The 20,647-nt window shown below is 52.6% G+C and carries 18 protein-coding genes; 3 read left to right on the top strand and 15 right to left on the bottom strand.

Going from position 1 to position 20,647, the window contains the following annotated elements; translation table 11 throughout:
- Window positions 1-220: 220 nt before the first annotated feature.
- Window positions 221-2,392, top strand: a complete 2,172-nt coding sequence (locus Q1L34_RS26120; RefSeq protein ID WP_071359052.1) for a right-handed parallel beta-helix repeat-containing protein — start codon at window positions 221-223, stop codon at window positions 2,390-2,392.
- A gap of 406 nt (window positions 2,393-2,798) precedes the next feature.
- Here the strand turns inward: Q1L34_RS26120 and Q1L34_RS26115 are convergent, their stop codons facing one another.
- From Q1L34_RS26115 to asnC, 13 genes are all read right to left on the bottom strand, one after another.
- On the bottom strand, window positions 2,799-3,218 hold the full coding sequence (locus Q1L34_RS26115) for a F0F1 ATP synthase subunit epsilon (RefSeq protein WP_004869216.1): 420 nt from the start codon (window positions 3,216-3,218) through the stop codon (window positions 2,799-2,801).
- Window positions 3,219-3,238: 20 nt separating this feature from the next.
- Window positions 3,239-4,621: a F0F1 ATP synthase subunit beta gene (atpD, locus tag Q1L34_RS26110; protein WP_004869217.1), complete on the bottom strand. Its 1,383-nt coding sequence runs from the start codon at window positions 4,619-4,621 to the stop codon at window positions 3,239-3,241.
- A gap of 26 nt (window positions 4,622-4,647) precedes the next feature.
- Window positions 4,648-5,511, bottom strand: coding sequence for a F0F1 ATP synthase subunit gamma (gene atpG, locus Q1L34_RS26105; protein WP_004869218.1), 864 nt, complete (start codon window positions 5,509-5,511; stop codon window positions 4,648-4,650).
- 50 nt (window positions 5,512-5,561) lie between these two features.
- Complete coding sequence (atpA, locus tag Q1L34_RS26100) at window positions 5,562-7,103, bottom strand: F0F1 ATP synthase subunit alpha (RefSeq protein ID WP_004869219.1); 1,542 nt, start codon at window positions 7,101-7,103, stop codon at window positions 5,562-5,564.
- A 12-nt stretch (window positions 7,104-7,115) separates the two neighbouring features.
- Window positions 7,116-7,649 carry a F0F1 ATP synthase subunit delta gene (atpH, locus tag Q1L34_RS26095; RefSeq protein WP_004869220.1) on the bottom strand — a complete coding sequence of 178 codons (534 nt, stop codon included), beginning with the start codon at window positions 7,647-7,649 and terminating at the stop codon, window positions 7,116-7,118.
- A gap of 14 nt (window positions 7,650-7,663) precedes the next feature.
- Entirely contained in the window at window positions 7,664-8,134 is a 471-nt protein-coding gene (atpF, locus tag Q1L34_RS26090) for a F0F1 ATP synthase subunit B (RefSeq protein ID WP_004869221.1), read from the bottom strand.
- 54 nt (window positions 8,135-8,188) lie between these two features.
- On the bottom strand, window positions 8,189-8,428 hold the full coding sequence (gene atpE / locus Q1L34_RS26085) for a F0F1 ATP synthase subunit C (RefSeq protein WP_000429386.1): 240 nt from the start codon (window positions 8,426-8,428) through the stop codon (window positions 8,189-8,191).
- 47 nt (window positions 8,429-8,475) lie between these two features.
- On the bottom strand, window positions 8,476-9,291 hold the full coding sequence (atpB, locus tag Q1L34_RS26080; RefSeq protein ID WP_004869223.1) for a F0F1 ATP synthase subunit A: 816 nt from the start codon (window positions 9,289-9,291) through the stop codon (window positions 8,476-8,478).
- An 8-nt stretch (window positions 9,292-9,299) separates the two neighbouring features.
- Window positions 9,300-9,680, bottom strand: a complete 381-nt coding sequence (gene atpI, locus Q1L34_RS26075; protein ID WP_004869225.1) for a F0F1 ATP synthase subunit I — start codon at window positions 9,678-9,680, stop codon at window positions 9,300-9,302.
- A gap of 614 nt (window positions 9,681-10,294) precedes the next feature.
- Complete coding sequence (gene rsmG / locus Q1L34_RS26070; RefSeq protein WP_004869227.1) at window positions 10,295-10,918, bottom strand: 16S rRNA (guanine(527)-N(7))-methyltransferase RsmG; 624 nt, start codon at window positions 10,916-10,918, stop codon at window positions 10,295-10,297.
- 115 nt (window positions 10,919-11,033) lie between these two features.
- Entirely contained in the window at window positions 11,034-12,923 is a 1,890-nt protein-coding gene (gene mnmG / locus Q1L34_RS26065) for a tRNA uridine-5-carboxymethylaminomethyl(34) synthesis enzyme MnmG (RefSeq protein ID WP_032718450.1), read from the bottom strand.
- Window positions 12,924-13,304: 381 nt separating this feature from the next.
- Window positions 13,305-13,745 carry an FMN-binding protein MioC gene (gene mioC, locus Q1L34_RS26060; RefSeq protein ID WP_004869231.1) on the bottom strand — a complete coding sequence of 147 codons (441 nt, stop codon included), beginning with the start codon at window positions 13,743-13,745 and terminating at the stop codon, window positions 13,305-13,307.
- 91 nt (window positions 13,746-13,836) lie between these two features.
- Entirely contained in the window at window positions 13,837-14,295 is a 459-nt protein-coding gene (gene asnC / locus Q1L34_RS26055) for a transcriptional regulator AsnC (protein WP_004869233.1), read from the bottom strand.
- 152 nt (window positions 14,296-14,447) lie between these two features.
- Here asnC and asnA point away from each other — a divergent pair, with 152 nt between their 5' ends.
- A complete protein-coding gene (gene asnA, locus Q1L34_RS26050; protein ID WP_327204323.1) occupies window positions 14,448-15,440 on the top strand; it encodes an aspartate--ammonia ligase in 993 nt (330 codons plus the stop codon).
- 17 nt (window positions 15,441-15,457) lie between these two features.
- Here asnA and viaA read toward each other — a convergent pair whose 3' ends face one another.
- Window positions 15,458-16,906 carry an ATPase RavA stimulator ViaA gene (viaA, locus tag Q1L34_RS26045; RefSeq protein ID WP_071359054.1) on the bottom strand — a complete coding sequence of 483 codons (1,449 nt, stop codon included), beginning with the start codon at window positions 16,904-16,906 and terminating at the stop codon, window positions 15,458-15,460.
- Window positions 16,903-18,402, bottom strand: coding sequence for an ATPase RavA (gene ravA / locus Q1L34_RS26040; RefSeq protein WP_004869239.1), 1,500 nt, complete (start codon window positions 18,400-18,402; stop codon window positions 16,903-16,905). Before ravA ends, viaA begins: the two co-directional genes overlap by 4 nt.
- Before the next feature lie 217 nt (window positions 18,403-18,619).
- Here ravA and kup point away from each other — a divergent pair, with 217 nt between their 5' ends.
- Window positions 18,620-20,488 (top strand): low affinity potassium transporter Kup, encoded by a 1,869-nt coding sequence (kup, locus tag Q1L34_RS26035; protein WP_004869240.1) that lies wholly within the window; start codon window positions 18,620-18,622, stop codon window positions 20,486-20,488.
- The last annotated feature ends 159 nt before the right edge of the window (window positions 20,489-20,647 follow it).

Genomic DNA, 20,647 nt, shown 5'->3' with positions numbered 1-20,647 from the left:
TGCTATTTTTCACCGCTGTAAATGAGTTTATCTCCTGAAAAAGCGCATAAGGGAGATAAATCCCTGCTATCCCACTGCTTTTCCTGTTTTTTTGACACCTGAATAAAGCAAATCAATAAAATAAAACATAGTTTCAATATTCATTAATTGTGACGCATCAAATAGAAACGCCATTTCATTATTATGATAATACTGCTCAATAATTACCCAGGAGACAAAAATGAATAAAAAAATACCTTTGGCATTAGCCCTTTGCAGCACAATTATCGCATTACCGCTGCAGGCTGACGAGCAGCATGTCTGGCGAGGCATCGCTTTTGGTCAATCAACTGACGTGAATTTTTCCTCCAACGTGCTGCCGGAAAAGATCGGCGTTAACGACGTAACGATAGCAGGCAAAAAACTGGCTCCGCAGGATACTGCCAACCTCCAGGCCCCCATCACCATTGAGAGCCGCGGCGGAAAAATAGCCAATTCGCACGACGGTTTGACCTTCTTTTATACCGAACTACCGGCCCGACAGAATTTCATCCTGCAGGCCACGGTGACGGTGGATCAATTTGGTCCAGAAAATGGCGCCCTTCCGGCTGCACAGGAGGGCGCCGGGCTGCTGGTACGCGATATCATCGGCCATCCGCGGCAGCAGCCTTTGGTGGTTGGCTACGAAGAGTTTCCGGCGGCATCCAATATGGTCATGAACGCGATTATGACCCAGGATAAAAAAGATCGCTCGCACGTCAAACTCCAGGCCATCACCCGGGAAGGGATCGCGCAACCGTGGGGAAACGCAGGTTCGACTATCAACCGGCTGAGTTATAAAGAGAATATCGATCTTAAACAGACACCGGACTTCCAGCTCAGACTCGAACGAACCAACGAAGGATTTGTAACATCATGGGCGCCAGTCGGCAGCGATAAGTGGGTGAGCCAAAAAGTGCCTCATGCCGATCTGATCACCCAACAGGATAAAGATAGCTACTACGTTGGCTTTTTTGCCTCTCGTAACGCCAAAATCACCGTCAGCCATGCATCTCTGGTGACATCCCCGGCGAATACCGTTGCTTCACAGCCCTATGTTGCCAAAACCTGGCCGGTTGTGATGCAAATCGCCTCAGGCGCAGTAAGCCAGAGCGCAGATTACGTATTGCAGGCCCGGGCCAGTAGCGACGGTAACTTCACGGTTCGTCAGGATGAGGTGACGATTGGGATGAATAAAAAGGTCAAGGCCGGTGAGATGTTTACTCAACCCGCGACGCTCAAAGAGAAAAGTACCTTTGAGATTGTTTTTACACCCACCAGCAGCCAAAAACCCATCACACAAAGCCTGACGGTTGAACGCAGCCACCGCATTGAAGGGAGTACGCTACATGTCTCCCCTGAGGGGCTGTCTGACGCGAAAGGGACGCTTGATTCTCCGCTCGATCTCTCCACCGCGGTCGATTTGTTGCCTCCGGGCGGAAAAATTATCTTAGCCGCCGGGGATTATCCGCAAACGGTGATTCCGCTACAGGCCAGCGGGCTCGGAGAAAAGGTAAAAACGCTGCAGGCCGACGACAAGGCGGTTATTCATGGCCTGCTGCTGGATGCAAACTACTGGCATATCAAGGGTATCTCAATAACAGACAAGAGCCTGCGCATACAGGGCAGCCATAACCTGATCGAGAACGTCACCGCCTACAAAAACGAGGATACCGGGATCCAGATCTCCTCCCCGGACAAAACCGATCGCCCGCTATGGGCCAGCTACAACCGGGTCGTGAACTCAGAATCCTACGGTAATGAGGATCCCGGTAAGATTAACGCCGATGGTTTCGCCGTAAAAATGCGGGTAGGGGAAGGTAATCGCCTGGAAGGCTGCTACTCACACGACAATATCGATGACGGATTCGACCTGTTTAACAAAATCGAAGACGGTGCCAATGGCGTTGTGGTGATCGAGAATTCAATTGCCCGCAATAACACCAGTAACGGTTTTAAACTCGGTGGGGAAGGGCAGCCGGTTGCCCACGAAATACGTAACAGCATTGCTATCGGTAACCATCTGGACGGGTTCACTGATAATTTCAATCCCGGCAAGCTGGTGGTGGTCAATAACGTCGCGGTAGATAACCAGCGCTTTAACTATCTCTTCCGCCCCAGCCCATACGGTAAGCCAGAGACTCAAGGCAACTTCAGCGACAATCTGTCGCTGCGCAGCCAGCCCGGAAAATATGATGATGCCGTTGTCGGGAATATTGAAGATAACAACTACTTTATTCGCGGGGCAAAAAGCGTCAATGCAGAGGGGAAAACCATTCTGAGCACCGATTATCAAACCCTGGCGCTACCGGATCCGCTGCTGCGTCATGCCGATGGCAGTTTTGCTACCGGAGACTTTCTCAACCGTAGATAGCAATATCCGGCTGAGAAAAACACAAAGGCCGCCCTCGGGCGACCTTTTTCGTTCTGCTTCGCACCGCAGGTGTTGTCGTTTTCGTTAGCGGTACAGCGCAAATGCAGAGAGGCTGGCGACTTAGTGATTGAAGGTACCGAAAGTGACGTTCATAGCACTGAAGAAAGCGATGATTTTGTTAAGCAGTTTCATGATGACTTCCTGGATAAAGAATGTGTTCTGGTAAATTTGTTTTGTGACTTACATCACAAAAACAAGTCTACGCTTCATTTTTTAACCGATCAACAAAAATGAGATGCTCATCACAAAAAATTAAAATGCCATTTTAGTTTTGATAAATTTGAAACGAAGCCATAAAAAAAGCCAGCCTGGAAACCAGACTGGCTTTTTAACTTTCAAGCCGGTGTTACATCGCTTTTTTGGTCAACTCGATAACGCGCAGTTTGGCGATCGCTTTGGCCAGTTCCGCGGACGCCTGAGCGTAATCCACGTCGCCGTGAGAGCTGTTAATGTGCTCTTCCGCTTTACGCTTCGATTCCAGGGCTCGCGCTTCGTCGAGATCCTGGCCACGAATTGCCGTATCAGCCAGAACGGTCACGCTACCAGGCTGCACTTCAAGAATGCCGCCAGACAGATAGATAAACTCTTCATGACCGTGCTGTTTAACGATGCGAATCATACCAGGCTTAATGGCGGTGAGCAGCGGTGCGTGACCCGGGTAAATACCCAGTTCACCTTCACTACCCGTTACCTGGATTTTCTCGACCAGACCGGAGAACATTTGCTGCTCCGCGCTGACGACGTCCAGGTGGTAAGTCATTGCCATATCACCCTCCGATTAAGGCGTTAAAGTTTTTTGGCTTTTTCCACGGCTTCGTCGATAGAACCGACCATGTAGAACGCCTGCTCTGGCAGGTGATCGTATTCGCCTTCCATGATGCCTTTAAAGCCACGGATGGTGTCTTTCAGGGAGACGTACTTGCCCGGAGAACCGGTAAATACTTCTGCCACGAAGAACGGCTGGGACAGGAAGCGCTGAATCTTACGTGCGCGAGCTACCACCAGTTTGTCTTCTTCAGACAGTTCATCCATACCGAGGATGGCGATGATGTCTTTCAGTTCCTGATAACGTTGCAGCAGGGACTGTACGCCACGTGCGGTGTCGTAGTGCTCCTGACCCACAACCAGCGGATCCAGCTGACGGCTGGTGGAGTCCAGCGGGTCAACGGCCGGGTAGATACCCAGAGACGCGATCTGACGGCTCAGTACCACGGTTGCATCAAGGTGAGCAAAGGTGGTGGCTGGTGACGGGTCAGTCAAGTCATCCGCAGGGACGTATACGGCCTGTACGGAAGTGATAGAACCGGTTTTGGTGGAGGTGATACGTTCCTGCAGAACACCCATCTCTTCCGCCAGGGTCGGCTGATAACCTACCGCTGAAGGCATACGACCCAGCAGTGCGGATACTTCAGTACCGGCCAGGGTATAACGATAGATGTTATCGACGAACAGCAGAACGTCACGACCTTCGTCACGGAATTTCTCAGCCATGGTCAGGCCGGTCAGAGCAACGCGCAGACGGTTTCCCGGCGGCTCGTTCATCTGGCCATAAACCAGGGATACTTTATCCAGAACGTTGGAGTCGGTCATTTCGTGGTAGAAGTCGTTACCCTCACGAGTACGTTCACCTACGCCCGCAAACACGGAGTAACCGGAGTGCTCGATCGCGATGTTACGGATCAGCTCCATCATGTTTACGGTTTTACCTACACCCGCACCACCGAACAGACCAACTTTACCGCCCTTAGCGAACGGACACATCAGGTCGATAACTTTGATGCCGGTTTCCAGCAGTTCCTGAGAGCTGGACAGCTCCTCATAGGACGGAGCTGCACGGTGAATAGCCCAACGCTCTTCTTCGCCGATGTCGCCTTTCATATCGATCGGCTGACCCAGCACGTTCATGATACGACCCAGAGTTGCTTTACCAACCGGGACTTCGATCGGGTGCTCAAGGTCTTTAACTTCCAGACCACGACGCAGACCGTCGGAAGAACCCATGGCGATAGCACGTACGATACCACCGCCGAGCTGCTGCTGAACTTCCAGCACCAGGCTCTCATTACCATTCTGTACCTCAAGAGCATCGTACACGCGCGGTACGGCATCCTGAGGGAATTCGACGTCAACCACGGCGCCGATTACCTGGACAATTTTTCCAGTAGCCATCTTGAATCCTCTACGAATTAACCTGGTTATACCGCGGATGCACCACCGACGATCTCGGTGAGTTCCTGAGTAATGCTGGCCTGACGAGCTTTGTTGTATACCAACTGCAGCTCTTTAATCAGGCTGCCGCCATTATCGGTTGCGGCTTTCATCGCCACCATACGTGCGGCCTGCTCGCTGGCCAGGTTTTCTACCACGCCCTGATAAACCTGGGACTCGACATAACGACGCAGGAGGGTATCCAGCAGCGCTTTCGGGTCTGGCTCATACAGATAATCCCAGGATTTACGCTTCAGCTCAGCATCTTCTGATGCCGGTAACGGCAGCAGCTGAGTGATGGTCGGAGTCTGGGACATGGTATTAATAAATTTGTTGCTGACAACGTACAGCTTGTCCAGACGGCCTTCATCATAGGCCTGCAACATCACTTTTACCGGGCCGATCAGTTCGGACAGCGATGGGTTATCTCCCATGCCAGTCACCTGGGCGACAATATTGCCACCGACGGAACTAAAGAAAGATACGCCTTTAGAGCCGATCATTGCGATGTCGCACTGAACGCCTTTATCGGACCATACTTTCATATCTGCCAGCACTTTCTTGAACAGGTTAATGTTCAAGCCGCCGCACAGACCACGGTCGGTCGACACCACCAGGTAGCCCACGCGTTTAACGTCGCGTTCTTCCAGGTACGGGTGCTTATATTCCAGATTACCGTTTGCAAGGTGACCAATCACTTTGCGCATAGTATCTGCATAAGGACGGCTGGCCGCCATGCGCTCCTGCGATTTACGCATTTTGGAAGCGGCGACCATTTCCATCGCTTTAGTGATCTTTTGCGTGTTCTGGACGCTTGCGATCTTACTACGTATCTCTTTTGCGCCGGCCATGAACTTCTCCTCAATGCCTTGCGGCCTGCCCTAAGGCAAGCCGCCAGACTTTACCAGGACTGGGTTGCTTTAAAGGAGTCGAGGATGCTTTTCAGCTTGCCTTCGATCTCGTCGTTATAGCCACCGGTCTGGTTAATCTCTTGCATCAGCGGAGCGTGGTCACGGTCAACGTAAGCCAGCAGAGCGGCTTCGAAGCTACCGATTTTCGCCAGTTCCACATCTTCGAGGTAACCGCGTTCAGCAGCAAACAGGACCAGACCCTGCTGTGCTACAGACATAGGTGCATACTGTTTCTGTTTCAGCAGCTCGGTTACTTTCTGACCATGGCTCAGCTGTTTACGGGTTGCTTCATCCAGATCGGATGCGAACTGAGAGAACGCAGCCAGTTCACGATACTGTGCCAGCGCGGTACGGATACCACCGGACAGTTTCTTGATGATCTTGGTCTGAGCAGCACCACCCACACGGGATACGGAGATACCCGGGTTAACCGCAGGACGAATACCGGAGTTAAACAGGTTGGTTTCCAGGAAGATCTGACCATCGGTAATGGAGATTACGTTGGTCGGAACGAACGCAGAAACGTCACCCGCCTGGGTTTCGATAATCGGCAGTGCGGTCAGGGAGCCGGTTTTACCTTTAACTTCACCTTTGGTGAATTTCTCAACGTATTCCGCGTTAACGCGGGATGCGCGCTCCAGCAGACGGGAGTGGAGGTAGAACACGTCGCCCGGGAATGCTTCACGTCCTGGCGGACGACGGAGCAGCAGGGAAACCTGACGGTAAGCAACAGCCTGTTTAGACAGGTCATCGTAAACGATCAGCGCATCTTCACCGCGATCGCGGAAGTATTCGCCCATTGCGCAACCGGCATACGGTGCCAGGTATTGCAGTGCAGCAGATTCAGAAGCGGTCGCCACAACAACGATAGTGTTGGACAGCGCGCCGTGCTCTTCCAGTTTACGTACCACGTTAGAAATGGTGGACGCTTTCTGGCCGATAGCAACGTAGACGCACTTGATACCGGAATCACGTTGGTTGATGATCGCATCGATTGCCATCGCGGTTTTACCGGTCTGACGGTCACCGATGATCAGCTCACGCTGGCCACGGCCGATTGGAATCATGGCATCGACGGATTTATAACCGGTTTGTACCGGCTGATCGACGGACTGACGTTCGATAACGCCCGGAGCGATAACTTCGATTGGCGAGAAGCCATCGTGCTCAACCGGACCTTTACCGTCGATAGGTGCACCCAAGGTGTTCACCACGCGACCCAGCAGGCCACGGCCAACCGGAACTTCAAGGATACGACCAGTACATTTAACCTTCATGCCTTCGGCGAGGTCAGCGTACGGACCCATGACTACTGCACCTACGGAGTCGCGCTCCAGGTTCAGTGCGATAGCGTAACGGTTACCCGGCAGGGAAATCATCTCACCCTGCATACAATCGGCCAGGCCGTGGATGCGGATAACACCGTCACTGACGGAAACAATAGTACCTTCGTTGTGAGCTTCGCTCACCACATTGAACTGAGCAATGCGCTGCTTGATCAGTTCGCTGATTTCGGTGGAATTCAGTTGCATGCTCCAGTCCCCTTAAGACTGCAAGACGTCTGCAAGGCGATCAAGACGGCCGCGTACGCTACCATCAATGACCATATCACCCGCACGGATGATAACACCTGCCATAACAGACTTATCGATTTTGCAATTCAGCTTAACTTTGCGTGACAGACGTTTTTCCATCGCGCCGACGATCTTCTCAAGCTGTGCTTCACTCAACTGGGAGGCAGAAATAACATCTACCTCTGCGGTTGCCTCACTGGCAGCGCGCAGGTGAATAAATTGCTCAAGAACATCCGGGAGCACTTGCAGACGACCATTTTCAGCCATAACCCGAATCAGGTTCTGGCCATTTTCGTCCAGTTGCTCACCGCATACCGCAATGAACGCGTCAGAGAGCGTTTCCGGCGCCAGAGCACCGGACAGAAGCTCTGCCATTTGTTCGTTTTTGGTCACTTCAGCGGCAAACGCCAGCATATCCTGCCAGCGTTCAACACTTTTGTGTTCGACGGCAAAGTCAAAAGCTGCTTTGGCGTAGGGGCGAGCTACCGTTACAAATTCAGACATCAGCCCCTCCCTCCTTACAGTTCAGCGACAAGTTTGTCCACGATGTCGCTGTTAGCAGCTTCATCCACGGAACGTTCGATGATCTTCTCGGCGCCAGCAACAGCCAGGATTGCGACCTGCTTACGCAGCTCCTCGCGAGCACGTTTACGTTCGGCATCGATTTCAGCCTGCGCCTGTGCGACGATTTTGGTGCGTTCCTGTTCTGCTTCAGCTTTAGCTTCGTCCAGCATCTGAGAGCGACGCTTGTTCGCCTGCTCGATGATGACCTGAGCTTCCGCTTTCGCTTTTTTCAGCTGGTCGGTCGCGTTGGCCTGTGCAAGGTCCAAATCTTTCTTAGCGCGTTCTGCAGAAGCCAAACCGTCAGAAATCTCTTTCTGACGTTTTTCGATGGCAGCCATTAACGGCGGCCATACGTACTTCATGCAGAACCATACGAAAAGAACAAACGCGATGGCCTGGCCGAGGATTGTTGCGTTCATGTTCACAGCACAATACCTCTTAAATTAACTCTGTGGCTTAGGTTTCTTTCGAACAACTTACTACGCGACAGCAAACATCACGTACAGACCCAGACCTACAGCGATCATCGGGATAGCATCCACCAGACCCATAACGATAAAGAACTGAGTACGCAGCAGAGGAATCAGATCCGGTTGACGCGCTGCGCCTTCCAGGAATTTGCCCCCGAGGATGCCGATACCGATCGCAGCACCGATCGCCGCCAGACCCATCATCACAGCGGCAGCCATGTACAGCAGATCCATATTCAGGTTTTCCATGACAGTCTCCAGTTTGTTTCAGTAAAAACGTAGTATGTTGGTAAAAATCAATGCTCTTCAGATGCCATCGACAGATAGACGATCGTCAGAACCATGAAGATGAAGGCTTGCAGCGTAATAATCAGGATGTGGAAAATGGCCCATGGCACATTCAGAACCCACTGTGACCACCACGGCAGCAGACCAGCAATCAGAATGAAAATCAGCTCACCGGCATACATGTTGCCGAACAGTCGCAGACCAAGTGAAACCGGTTTGGACAGCAGGCTTACCCCTTCAAGGATTAAGTTGACAGGAATGAACGCCCAGTGATTGAACGGCTGCAGCGTCAGTTCTTTAACGAACCCACCCACGCCTTTCATTTTGATGCTGTAGAAAAGAATCAGGATAAACACGCCAAGCGCCATCGACAGGGTGATGTTCACGTCAGCAGACGGAACCACGCGCAGTGCAGGCAGGCCGAAAATGTGTTCGCCAATATACGGAATCAGGTCGATTGGCAGCAGGTCCATCAGGTTCATCAGGAATACCCAGACGAACACGGTGAGGGCCAGCGGAGCAATCAGCTTGCTCTTGCCATGATACATGTCTTTGACGCTGCCATGGACGAAGCCAATGGTCATCTCGATAGCCGTCTGGAGTTTACCAGGAACACCGCTGGTCGCTTTTTTCGCAACGCTACGGAAAATGGTAAGGAACAACAGACCGAGCACCACTGAGAAGAACATGGAGTCAATGTTGAGCGTCCAGAAGGTGGCCGGGGGGTTGTGCGGATCCACCAGCGAGAAAGTACGCAGGTCCAGCTGAAGGTTGTTCAGATGGTGGCCTATGTATTCCTGCGGCGTCATATTTTCTGCAGCCATGATGCCTTTTACCCTTTGTTGTTAATTACAGCTGGTGCCAGAATTTGTACCACCAGCACCAAAACCCACGTCACTATCAGCGGCATGAATACCACTTTGAATACGGCCAGCGCCACCGCGAGGAGGGCAAAGGTCAGCAACACCTTGAAAGCTTCGCCGAAGGCGAAGGTCCAGGCCACTCGGCCTTTAGATGGTGTATGCGCCTGATGACGCCAGGCAAAAATCATAAACAACATGTTTGGCAAAACAACCGCCAAACCTCCGCATACTGCGGAGACGCCCCAGAAGGGGTCTTTTAGGCTGAACAGCAGTCCACTTGCTATTACTGCCAGTAACTGAATAAACAGAAGCTTACGAGCAACGTTTCGACTCAAGAGCGACACAGACATCACGTTTTTACTCCTGCTCCCTTCGAGGTATGTCGCGTGTCGTATAAAACGTCCTTTAAGACGAAGAGTCAAGCATCAAAAAGCGGACAAATTATACGGTGACGCCCCGTGATTTCAAACAATAAGTAGCAAAATAGTGAATAAATGTTTAATTATTTTCCAGCAGGCAACTTTTCCTGCATTTTGCCAATCTGTGAGCCGTCATACGAAACTGCAAATACTGAGAAAACACAGAGATTAAAGCGTGCACCAGATCACATATTAAACATTTTAGAGTAAAGCGAATTAATTCCGCTCATAAATTGTCTGTTTTCATCTTTTTGATATTAAAGATAAAAAATGAGCAGTTTTTATAAAACAACCGCGCATACAATGAAAACCTTTTATTGACATTTATAATAAATATTTAACATCCGTATGCCCTGTCAACTGCTCGATTTTTAGCGTACTGATATTTTCAATGTTGACTATTTTATGGGTTAACCAACCGTTAAAGTTAACTTCGAGATAACCCATAGTAAAAACATGGTTAAAACACGCCGGGAATAGCTCGCAGTGACATTTATTTTTGTAACATGCGGCGGTCTCATTTTTTTCACATTTTTTGATAAAAACTAAATCATTTTTGGCTTAATAACCACCAGGTGACGCTCCCCTTCCAGCTCAGGAACATGCAGCCTGATGATCTCGCTGACGGTGTATCCTTCGGGAAGATTTGCCATTTCATCTTCCTGGGCCACCCCTTTCAACGCATAGAAGCAGCCGGTTTCCGACGGCAGATGATGACACCAGCTGACCATGTCATTCAACGAGGCAAATGCGCGGCTGATGACGCCATCGAACGGCGGCTCAGCGGGGAAATCTTCCACGCGGCTCTGAACCGGGGCGATATTCTCCAGTTTTAACTCATGCTGGACCTGACGAAGAAAACGCACGCGCTTACCGAGGCTGTCCAGCAGCGTGAAATGTGCTTGCGGGAGAACTATCGCCAGCGGGATTCCCGGTAGTCCTGGCCCTGTTCCGACATCGATAAAACGCGTTCCCTGCAGGTACGGCGCAACAACAATGCTATCGAGGATATGGCGAATCAGCATCTCATTCGGATCGCGAACGGAAGTCAGATTGTAGGCTTTGTTCCACTTATCCAGCATGCCAACGTAGGCCACCAGCTGGTTTTTCTGGTGATCGGTGAGCGAAATACCGGCTTCAGCCAGCAGACGAGAGAGTTTGTTGAGCACGTTCAGTACCTGTCCAGAAATAATGAGCCCGGAGGCGATGACGCTTACCGGGCCGGTGAATCAAAAAGGGCGGAGAAGCAGCCTGCTATCCGCCAAATTCCGCCTGTCAGGGCAATCAGGCGCTACGGCGCAGCATCCCCTGCTTTTTCAGCCAGACCAGCAAAATAGAGATCGCCGCTGGCGTGATGCCGGAAATACGCGAAGCCTGACCGATTGAAGACGGTTTGTGATCGTTGAGCTTGGCAATCACCTCATTCGACAACCCGATCACCTGACGATAATCAAGCGTTGCCGGCAGGATCGTATTCTCATTACGCTGCTGTCTTTCGATCTCTTCCTGCTGACGAGCAATATACCCTTCGTACTTCACCTGGATTTCGACCTGTTCTGCGGCCTGCACATCTTCGAGGCCCGGCGCGAACGGCGACAGCTGAACCAGCTGCTCATAGGTCATTTCCGGACGACGAAGTAAATCTTCTCCACTCGCTTCGCGAGAAAGTGGTGCAGTCAGGTGAGCATTCACTTCTTCCGCACTGTCCGCCGCCGGATAAACCCAAGTGGATTTCAGACGCTGACGCTCCAGCTCAATGCTTTCCAGCTTCTCGTTGAAACGCGCCCAGCGTTCATCATCGACCAGACCCAGTTCACGCCCCTGTTCCGTCAGACGCAGATCGGCGTTATCTTCGCGCAGCATCAGACGATATTCGGCGCGTGAAGTAAACATCCGGTACGGTTCTTTGGTCCCCAGAGTACACAGATCGTCGACCAGCACGCCGAGGTAGGCTTCCGAACGCGCCGGCGCCCATCCCTCTTTTTCCGCAGAGAAACGACCGGCGTTCAGACCGGCAAGCAGCCCCTGGGCGGCAGCTTCTTCGTAACCCGTGGTGCCGTTAATCTGTCCGGCAAAGAACAGACCGTGGATATATTTACTTTCCAGCGTCGGCTTCAGATCCCGCGGGTCGAAAAAGTCGTACTCAATAGCGTAGCCTGGGCGAACGATTCTGGCGTTCTCCATGCCTTGCATAGAGCGAACAATTTGCATTTGTACGTCAAACGGCAGGCTGGTGGAGATACCGTTTGGATAAATTTCGTTGGATGTCAGCCCTTCTGGCTCGAGGAAGATCTGATGCTGGTTACGATCGGCAAAACGCATCACTTTATCTTCGATCGACGGGCAATAACGCGGTCCGATCCCTTCAATCACCCCGGCATACATTGGGCTACGATCGAGGTTATTACGGATCACGTCGTGGGTTTTCTCGTTGGTATACGTGATATAGCACGGTACCTGCTGCGGATGCTGAGCCACATTGCCCATGAACGAGAAGACCGGCATGGGGTTATCACCATGCTGCGGCGCCAGAACGCTAAAATCGATGGTACGGGCGTCAATACGCGGCGGCGTACCGGTTTTCAGGCGGCTGACGCGTAGCGGCAGCTCACGTAATCGGCGAGAAAGGGGGATGGACGGCGGATCGCCTGCGCGACCACCGCTGTAATTATCCAGTCCGATATGGATCTTGCCGTCAAGGAAGGTGCCGACGGTCAGGACCACCGCTTTGGCGCGGAATTTCAGACCCATTTGGGTAACGGCACCAACAACCCGATCGTTTTCAACAATCAGATCCTCAACCGCCTGCTGGAAGATCATCAGGTTGGGCTGGTTTTCCAGCGCAGTGCGCACCGCCTGACGATAGAGCACGCGGTCTGCCTGAGCGCGTGTCGCCCGTACCGCCGGGCCTTTGCTGGCGTTTAGTATCCTAAACTGAATGCCTGCCTGGTCGATCGCTTTCGCCATCAGTCCGCCAAGCGCATCCACTTCTTTTACCAGGTGTCCTTTCCCAATGCCGCCAATCGCCGGGTTGCAGCTCATCTGCCCCAACGTGTCGATATTGTGTGTCAAAAGCAGGGTCTGCTGACCCATTCGCGCTGCGGCCATCGCGGCCTCAGTGCCTGCATGACCCCCGCCAATGATGATGACGTCAAAAGGATCCTGATAAAACATGGTGGTATGCCTCGCATAAAGCGGTTTGAAAATGGATTGAAGCCCGGGCCGTGGATTCTACTCAACTTTAGTCGATCGAGAAAGCTCCGGGATCTTGAGTATTAAAAAGAAGATCTTTTATTTAGAGATCTGTTTTATTGTGATCTCTTATTAGGATCGAACCTTTCTGTGGATAAGCCGGATCCGCGTTTTAAGATCAAATGCTTAAGAAGGATCACTATCTGTGAATGATCGGTGATCCTGTTCCGTATAAGCTGGGATCAAAATGAAGGGTTATACACAGGTCAAAAAGCAGCCACTGGTTATACGTTGGATAACTACCGGTTGATCAGAGCTTTTAACTGTAGTTATCCACAGAAGATCGGACGATCTTTACAAAACTTAGAGTAAATCTTTCCAGGATCCGACCCAAATCTCAGCCGGATCCTCCGGAATTTCATGTTCCAGGACATTTATCTTCAGCGTTTCGCCGATCTGTTGGGCACCACATGCCTTCAATGCGCTGTCGATTTTGTCGATGGCGCCGCAAAAGGTGTCGTATTCGCGGCTACCAATACCTACGGCGCCAAAACGAACGGCGGACAGGTCTGCCTGCTTTTCCTGAAGCGCTTCATAGAACGGCAGCAGATTATCAGGGATATCGCCCGCACCATGTGTCGAGGAGATAACTAACCAGATCCCTTCAGCCTGCAGATCCTCGATCAACGGACCGTGCTGGATTTCGGTGCTGTAGCCCGCCTCTTCCAGCTTTTCAGCCAGATGCTCCGCTACATATTCCGCACTGCCCAGGGTACTGCCGCTGATAAGCGTAATGTCTGCCATGATCGTCTGCTCAATTATTCAGAGTGGCACATTGTACGCTGTGTGAGAGCTGGGATCTACCTGTGGAAAATGTGGGATTAAAAAAGCCCGATCACGGGCGGATGGTCCGCATGATCGGGTTCTGCAGGGAGATCAGGGTCTCGGTGGACTGAATTTCATCGATTGTTTGGATCTTGTTGATAAGTACCTGCTGCAGGGCATCGATCGAGCGGCACATCACCTTAATAAAGATGCTGTAGTGCCCGGTGGTGTAGTAGGCCTCGGTAACCTCGTCGAGGCTTTCGAGTTTGGCCAGCGCAGAGGGATAGTCTTTGGCGCTTTTCAAAATAATGCCGATAAAGCAGCAGACGTCGTAACCGAGCTGTTTGGGGTTCACGTCGATACGGGCACCGGTGATGATGCCCGCCTGTTTCATCTTCTCCACACGAACATGAATCGTCCCCGGGCTGACGCCAAACTGTTTGGCCAGTTCAGCATAGGCGGTACGAGCATTGGCCATTAAGGCTTCCAGGATGCCGCGGTCCAGATTGTCGATCTGATAATTTTCCATAGGTTTTTCTTATGATGTTTGATGATTCTTTCTATATTAGCCATATATTTTAATGAATCAAAAGTGAACATGGCTTTTTGTTGTTTGATTATTGAATTGGTGGTCGTTTTTGTTGCTTAATCAATATCAACAGGACGCAGGAGTAATAAAAAATGAAAACCGCATACATCGCAAAACAACGCCAGATTAGTTTCGTTAAGTCTCACTTTTCCCGCCAGCTGGAAGAGAAGCTTGGTCTGATTGAAGTCCAGGCACCTATCTTAAGCCGCGTAGGAGACGGGACTCAGGACAACCTGTCTGGTTGCGAGAAAGCGGTTCAGGTGAAAGTGAAAACACTGCCAGACGCCCAGTTCGAAGTGGTTCATTCACTGGCGAAGTGGAAACGTCAAACCCTGGGACAACACGACTTCAGCGCGGGCGAAGGGCTGTACACGCACATGAAGGCCCTTCGCCCCGATGAAGACCGACTGACCGCCATTCACTCCGTTTACGTCGACCAGTGGGACTGGGAACGCGTGATGGGTGATGATGAACGTCATGTCGGCACATTAAAATCAACCGTAGAGGCTATCTACGCCGGGATCAAAGCGACCGAGGCCGCCGTATGTAAAGAGTTCGGCCTGACGCCGTTCCTTCCGGAACAGATTCAGTTTGTCCATAGCCAGACGCTGCTGAGCCGTTATCCGGATCTCGATGCCAAAGGCCGCGAGCGGGCGATTGCCAAAGAGCTGGGAGCCGTATTCCTGATAGGGATTGGCGGTAAGCTTTCTGATGGTCAGCGTCACGACGTTCGTGCGCCGGATTATGATGACTGGAGTACGTCGGTTGAGGAAGGCTTTAGCGGCCTGAACGGCGATATTCTGGTGTGGAACCCGGTGCTGGAAGACGCTTTCGAGCTCTCCTCTATGGGGATCCGCGTGGATACCGAGGCCCTGAAGCGCCAGCTGGCGATCACCGGTGATGAGGATCGCCTGAAACTGGAGTGGCACCAGGCGCTGCTGCGCGGTGAAATGCCGCAGACTATTGGCGGCGGCATTGGTCAATCCCGTCTTACCATGCTGCTGCTGCAGCTGGATCATATCGGCCAGGTGCAGTGCGGCGTATGGCCGTCGCAGGTTCGTGAGAGCGTGACTTCGCTCCTTTAATTGCCCGGAGAGATCCGTTAACGCCGCCAGCGTCGCAGCAGGCGGCTACGTAACCCGGTATCAAAGCGCCAGATATGATCGAAGATGCGCATTATGCCGGGTTTGCCATGTACAGACATCGCCACCGCATGAAAGCGATGATGATGCTTGCGCTGTAGCTCCCCCACCTTATTGATCACCTCGTCCGGCAGCCGCTGGGCAATAAAATCGGAAATCACCACCGCATCGGCATCGACCCACTGCGGATTTTGCATTCGCTCAATGATCGAACGGAAACAGCTGGCTAAATCCGTACCGCCGCGAAAACGCTGGCTCAGGAAGCGGATCGCCTGCTCCAGACCCTGCGGGCCCGTCAGCTCGTAATGCACGACTTCACTGGAGAAAAGCATAATCAAGCAGCGGCGATTGTCCGCCAGCGCCACCCGCATTAATGCCAGGCAAAATGCCTTGGCGCACTGTTCGTTGAAACCGCCCATCGAGCCGGAAGTATCGACGCAGACGATAAACGGTCCGCGCGGCTGCTCGTCAACATCTTGTCGGGTCACCGGCCGCTCGGTGATTTTTTCCCGCCAGGCGTCGCCATGTAGCCGATAGGTCAGCAGCTGCTTTTCTACCAGCTTGCGATAGAACTCGAATTCCAGTTCAGTGATCCCCAGCGTCGCCAGCTCCGGCGGCAGCAGGCGCAGGATATCGTCGCTCTGTTGTAGGCCATCAACCTGTTCCGGTACCGTTGCCGGCTCACGCACCAGGCTGCGAAAGGCTTCCATCGGCGCATCCTTTTTCGGTACCGATTTGGCTTCCCGCGAGCGGCCTAACTGTTCAGCCAGCTGCATCAGCTCCGGCTGCTGGCTGAGAAAGTCACCGTAGCGAACGATCAGCTGATAGTCACCGCGCTTCAGCTCACCTGCGCTCATATCCCACAGCCGGCCCGCGGCGTTATCGTTTTCCACCAGCACCGGCTCCAGCTGCCCGCTCAGCGTCATCCTCTCCTGGACTTCGCTCAGCAGCTGATCGCGTTCTTCATCCAGTAGCTGCTGGTTGAGTGTGGTTGCCTGCACCACCAGACTCAGACGCCAGCGTTGTAAAAACAGGGTATGTAGTGCGGGCGTGAAGGTCGCATTGTCATCCACCAGCAGCTGCGCCTGGGCTGCAAACGGCGAGTGCAGCTGATGCAGCTGGCCAAGGATCTGCGGGAGCTGCACGATGAACTGCGAGGTGGAGAGCAGCTGCGATCGCTGATAGTGCTGTACTTCAATATCCAGCTCCGGCGGGATCGGCGTCTCTTTGAGTCGTGCTCTGACGGCTTGCCGCCAGCGTGGAATATCGGCGGCGATAATATTCTTCAGGCGCGGAAATTTTTCGAAGAACACGGCAAGCTGAGGAGAGGCCAGCAGCGCCAGCAGCATCTCCTCGATCATCCCCTCTTCGCTGACTGCCAGCATGACATTCAGCATATCCAGCGTCATGGCTGTCGCGCCTGTTTAATCTGCGTGCCGACGTCCTGCAGGCTGGCTTCAATACGTCCTAGCCAGTCACCGGGAATAAACAGACATTTTTGCTGTTCGCTAAAGCGGTTATGTTGCTGGTGCCACTCGTCATCCAGCGCTTCCAGCTGCTGGCGGATTTCTGCCGGCATGTTTTCTTGCGATTCGCTGCCGGGCAACGAAAGACGGGATCCTTGCAGGCTGACGTCGCGCACAACCAGATGCTGGCTGGCATCGACATCGATATTCAGCTGCTGGGCGAAACCAATGCCGTTAAGCTTGCCGCGGATTTCACCGCCTTTTTCCAGCCAGTGCGAAAGCTCTTCGCGGACGAAGGTAATATGAATCACTTCCATATCGTGCAGCTTAAGCGGCTGCTGGAGCAGCAGAGTCAGCGTGGTATCTTTGAGTTCTGACGGTAATTCATAATGCGGTTTACGGCTGAACATCCCGCCGAGGCGCGTGACCTTCAGCGCGGTTTTGTCGCTGTGCTGCTGTTGGATTTGGATGCGTCTTTGGGTTATGGCGCCCAGTTTGGTCAGCATTGCCTGCTGTTGCCAGGCATGGCTGGTCATCAAGGTTTCCAGCTGCTGTGACATCAGATTCATGCTTTCGATATCGTGCCACAGACAATCTTTCAGCAAAATCAGATCGATAGGAGCAATAGTATCCCGGCCGCTGAAGAAGGCGCTGGCCTGCAGCAGACGAATGGCCTTTTTCCAGCGCCGATCCGAGACATAAGGCGAACCTGGTAACGTATCCAGCTGCTGGCGGAGCTGGAAGATAAGCTCAAACACGCTATCCGGAAGCTTCACGGCGCTGATATCCTGCTGCCACTGCCGGAACTCTTCGTCGCTGACCTGCAGGCTGGCGGGGACCGGGTTGCTGTTTTCATCCTGCTGGCTTATCAGCATTGAGCGGAAGTTCGTTTTATCCTGAACCTTATCCAGCCATAAACGGATGAGCATACGGTCGTACAGCGCTTCAAGGCTGCTGTCCGCTTCCGGTAATTCGTTTGAGGCCGCCACCAGCAGGCGCATGGGGATTTTTTCTTCTTTCGCCCCGTTGCGGAAATGACGTTCGTTGATTGCCGTCAGTAAGGTGTTGAGGATAGCCGGCCCGGCTTTCCAGATTTCATCGAGGAAGACAATTTCGGCTTCCGGAAGATAGCCTGTCGTCAGGCGTTCGTAGCGTCCTTCATCCTTCAGCGCCTGGATGGAGAGTGGACCAAAAACCTCTTCCGGAGTGGAAAAGCGGGTCATCAGGTATTCAAAGGCGCGGGCTTGCTGAAAGGCAAATTTGAGGCGGCGGGCGATCAGGCTTTTAGCGATGCCCGGCGGACCGAGTAAAAAAACGCTTTCGCCGCTGAGTGCGGCAAGCAGGCAGAGTCGTATCGCGTGACTGCGTTCGAACAAACCTTTTTCGAGGGAGGCGCTGAGCCGGGAAATTCTTTCTGCCAGTAAATGTGATTGAGCCATAATTGAGTTGCGTGCTTTTTCATGTGTCGTTATTGATCCGAGTATAGATGTTTGATTAGGGATGGTAATAGCCTGAAGAATCGATTTATTTTCTTTGAGTCAGGTTAATATGATGTTCGTTAGGGGTACGATTCAGCAAATAATCGTGCATACTGTGCGCTTTTTGTGGGCCAAGGGACTAGGCACACATTTGTTTTATAAACGAAAAGACTAGTCTATGAGCACTGATAATAAGCAATCGTTGCCAGCAATAACGCTGGCGGCTATCGGCGTGGTATACGGAGATATCGGTACCAGTCCGCTGTATACACTTCGGGAATGTCTGTCTGGTCAGTTTGGGTTTGGCGTTGAACGTGATGCTGTTTTTGGCTTTCTGTCGCTAATATTCTGGCTATTGATCTTTACCGTATCACTCAAATATATCACCTTCGTCATGCGCGCAGATAACGCCGGTGAAGGGGGGATCCTGACGCTGATGTCGCTGGCGGGCCGCAATACGTCCGCGCGAATGACGTCGGTTCTGGTTATTCTTGGCCTGATCGGCGGCAGCTTCTTCTATGGCGAAGTGGTGATTACGCCAGCGATTTCGGTGATGTCGGCTATTGAAGGGCTGGAAATTATCGCCCCTAATCTGGATACCTGGATTGTCCCCATCTCCATTATCGTGCTGACGCTGCTGTTTGCTATCCAGAAGCACGGCACCAGCATGGTCGGCAAGCTGTTCGCGCCGATTATGCTGATTTGGTTCCTGCTGCTGGCGGTGCTGGGCGCGCGCAGCATTATCGCCAACCCGGAAGTGCTGCAGGCGCTAAACCCTTACTGGGCGGTTCATTTCTTCCTTGAATATAAAACCGTCTCTTTTGTTGCGCTGGGCGCGGTGGTGCTGTCCATTACCGGTGTTGAAGCGCTGTATGCGGATATGGGGCACTTTGGCAAACTTCCGATTCGCCTGGCCTGGTTCTCGGTGGTGCTGCCCTCGCTGGTGCTGAACTACTTCGGTCAGGGAGCGCTGCTGTTGCAGCACCCGGAGGCGATCAAAAACCCCTTCTTCCTGCTGGCCCCTGAATGGGCGCTGATTCCGATGCTGATCATTGCGGCGCTGGCGACGGTTATCGCCTCGCAGGCGGTAATTTCCGGCGTCTTCTCGCTGACTCGCCAGGCGGTTCGTCTGGGATATCTGTCGCCGATGCGGATTATTCATACCTCGGAAATGGAGTCCGGACAGATCTATATTCCGTTCATCAACTGGCTGCTGTATGTCTCGGTGGTGATCGTGATTATCAACTTCGAGCACTCTTCGAACCTGGCGGCGGCATACGGGATCGCGGTAACGGGAACCATGGTGTTGACCACGATTCTCTTCACTACGGTCGCGCGTAAAAACTGGCGCTGGAATAAGTTCGTTGTCGCGCTGCTCCTTATCGCCTTTATGAGCATTGATTTTCCGCTGTTCTCGGCCAACCTCGATAAGATTGTTTCCGGCGGCTGGCTGCCGTTAACCCTGGGTCTGGTGATGTTCACCGTGATGACGACCTGGAAAAGCGAGCGTTTCCGTCTGCTGCGTCGGATGCATGAACACGGTAACTCTCTGGAAGCGATGATCTCTTCCCTGGAGAAATCACCGCCGGTTCGCGTGCCGGGGACTGCCGTATATATGTCCCGTGCGCTGAACGTGATTCCGTTTGCCCTGCTGCATAACCTGAAGCACAACAAGGTGCTGCATGAACGCGTGATTCTGCTGACGCTGCGTACTGAAGATGCGCCTTATGTGCATAACGTCCGCCGGGTGCAGATTGAGCAAATCTCACCGTCGTTCTGGCGCGTGGTGGCCAGCTACGGCTGGCGCGAAACGCCAAACGTGGAAGAGGTGTTCCACCGCTGCGGGCTGGAAGGCCTGAGCTGTCGGATGATGGAAACCTCCTTCTTTATGTCGCATGAATCGCTGATTATCGGCAAACGGCCATGGTATCTGCGTTTGCGCGGAAAACTGTACCTCCTGCTGCAGCGTAACGCCCTGAGGGCGCCGGACCAGTTTGAAATCCCGCCAAACCGGGTGATTGAACTCGGTACCCAGGTCGAAATCTGATGCTCTGAAGCCCTTCCACGTGAAGGGCTTTTTTTGGTTTTTTGCCCCGCTTCACTTTTCCTTCCCGGCGTTTGCGAAACGTTTCGATGGCGATCACATTTCTCTCTTCTGGTGATGGTTTTTCGCGCGTGTATTGACAATACTTGCGACAGCGAAACG

It is taken from the genome of Klebsiella ornithinolytica (genome assembly GCF_030505655.1).
In the GTDB taxonomy this organism is placed as follows: domain Bacteria; phylum Pseudomonadota; class Gammaproteobacteria; order Enterobacterales; family Enterobacteriaceae; genus Klebsiella; species Klebsiella ornithinolytica.
Note: the sequence above shows the minus strand (reverse complement) of the source record. Positions and strands in the feature narration are given on the sequence as shown.

Excerpts from the sequence above, each read along its gene's own strand:
- Q1L34_RS26120 (WP_071359052.1), top strand. The coding sequence starts at position 221 with ATGAATAAAAAAATACCTTTGGCATTAGCCCTTTGCAGCACAATTATC.
- Q1L34_RS26115 (WP_004869216.1), bottom strand. The coding sequence starts at position 3,218 with ATGGCAATGACTTACCACCTGGACGTCGTCAGCGCGGAGCAGCAAATG.
- atpD (WP_004869217.1), bottom strand. The coding sequence starts at position 4,621 with ATGGCTACTGGAAAAATTGTCCAGGTAATCGGCGCCGTGGTTGACGTC.
- atpG (WP_004869218.1), bottom strand. The coding sequence starts at position 5,511 with ATGGCCGGCGCAAAAGAGATACGTAGTAAGATCGCAAGCGTCCAGAAC.
- atpA (WP_004869219.1), bottom strand. The coding sequence starts at position 7,103 with ATGCAACTGAATTCCACCGAAATCAGCGAACTGATCAAGCAGCGCATT.
- atpH (WP_004869220.1), bottom strand. The coding sequence starts at position 7,649 with ATGTCTGAATTTGTAACGGTAGCTCGCCCCTACGCCAAAGCAGCTTTT.
- atpE (WP_000429386.1), bottom strand. The coding sequence starts at position 8,428 with ATGGAAAACCTGAATATGGATCTGCTGTACATGGCTGCCGCTGTGATG.
- atpB (WP_004869223.1), bottom strand. The coding sequence starts at position 9,291 with ATGGCTGCAGAAAATATGACGCCGCAGGAATACATAGGCCACCATCTG.
- atpI (WP_004869225.1), bottom strand. The coding sequence starts at position 9,680 with ATGTCTGTGTCGCTCTTGAGTCGAAACGTTGCTCGTAAGCTTCTGTTT.
- mnmG (WP_032718450.1), bottom strand. The coding sequence starts at position 12,923 with ATGTTTTATCAGGATCCTTTTGACGTCATCATCATTGGCGGGGGTCAT.
- mioC (WP_004869231.1), bottom strand. The coding sequence starts at position 13,745 with ATGGCAGACATTACGCTTATCAGCGGCAGTACCCTGGGCAGTGCGGAA.
- asnC (WP_004869233.1), bottom strand. The coding sequence starts at position 14,295 with ATGGAAAATTATCAGATCGACAATCTGGACCGCGGCATCCTGGAAGCC.
- asnA (WP_327204323.1), top strand. The coding sequence starts at position 14,448 with ATGAAAACCGCATACATCGCAAAACAACGCCAGATTAGTTTCGTTAAG.
- viaA (WP_071359054.1), bottom strand. The coding sequence starts at position 16,906 with ATGACGCTGGATATGCTGAATGTCATGCTGGCAGTCAGCGAAGAGGGG.
- ravA (WP_004869239.1), bottom strand. The coding sequence starts at position 18,402 with ATGGCTCAATCACATTTACTGGCAGAAAGAATTTCCCGGCTCAGCGCC.
- kup (WP_004869240.1), top strand. The coding sequence starts at position 18,620 with ATGAGCACTGATAATAAGCAATCGTTGCCAGCAATAACGCTGGCGGCT.